1 pseudogene is annotated in these 1088 nt (G+C 55.5%); it reads right to left on the bottom strand.

The annotated features are described in order from the left end of the window. Nucleotides 1-858 (bottom strand): annotated as a pseudogene (locus BN1127_RS15800) (IS110-like element ISAs16 family transposase); the annotation flags it as partial. Between the last annotated feature and the right edge of the window lie 230 nt (nt 859-1088).

The raw sequence follows: 1088 nt of genomic DNA, 5'->3' as shown, positions 1-1088 counted from the left end.
GCCCGAGCGCCATGAATTAACAGTGTGCGCAAGTAGCTGTCGCCGCGCTTGCTGATCCCCAGCAGGGTCTGCTTGCCACCGCTGGAGTGTTGCCGTGGCACCAACCCCAGCCACGCGGCCAACTGCCTGCCATTCTGGAAATTTCTCGCATTGCCAATGGAGGCCACCAGGGCGCTGGCGGTGATAGGACCTATACCGGGTAGCTGTGCCAATGTTTGGCTGGCGACACTGTCTCGATGCCAGCGTACGCTCGCTTCCTCCAGCTCGTTGACCTGCTTATTGAGTTCCTTGAGGTGCTCGTGGAGTCGCATCAGCAACAGGCGAAACGTCCCTGGCAAGCAGTTTTCACTATCCTCCAGGAATTCGGGAACACGCTGGCCGATGTGGGTGATGCCCTGGGGGATGATGAGCCCATATTCCGCCAAAAGTCCTCGGATCTGGTTGGCCTGGGCGGTCCTGGCCTTGACGAACCCCTGCCTAGCACGATGCAGGGCTAGGACGGCTAACTGTTCGCTGCTCTTTATCGGCACGAAGCGCATGGTTGGCCGGGTTACCGCTTCGTAAATGGCCTCGGCATCGGGGGCATCATTCTTGTTTGTTTTGACGTAGGGTTTGACGAATTGAGGTGCCATCAGCTTGACGGTATGCCCCAGACCTTGCAGCTTGTTGGCCCAGAAATGCCGAATGGGCGCTACCACAAGCTTCCATGCCGATCAGACAGGCGGGCAAGTTGGCAAAGAAAGTGATCATCTGGTCCCGCTTGAGCTGCTTTTTCAGAAGCACTTTGCCGCGCTCATCCACGCCATGAACCTGCAGGACATTTTTGGCCAAATCGATGCCAATCGTGGTGATTTTCATAGCGTTCGCCTCTCTACAGTCAGTGGGAATATCTTTGCCACATTGGCACGTTAGATGCCGTTTGGGGAGGGGCGACCATCCCATTACTTCGACCATCTTCTCGTTGCGACTAGTACTGAACATAGTTCCAAGACTACCTCTTAAGTTAAGAGGGGCGAAGTGTCTGGATCTTCAAGGGGCCAATCTAGGATCTTCAAGGGACCAATCTACAACCTGATTACCCATGACCC

The organism is Aeromonas media, assembly GCF_000819985.1.
GTDB lineage: Bacteria > Pseudomonadota > Gammaproteobacteria > Enterobacterales > Aeromonadaceae > Aeromonas > Aeromonas media.
This window is presented reverse-complemented; position numbering and strand designations above follow the sequence as displayed.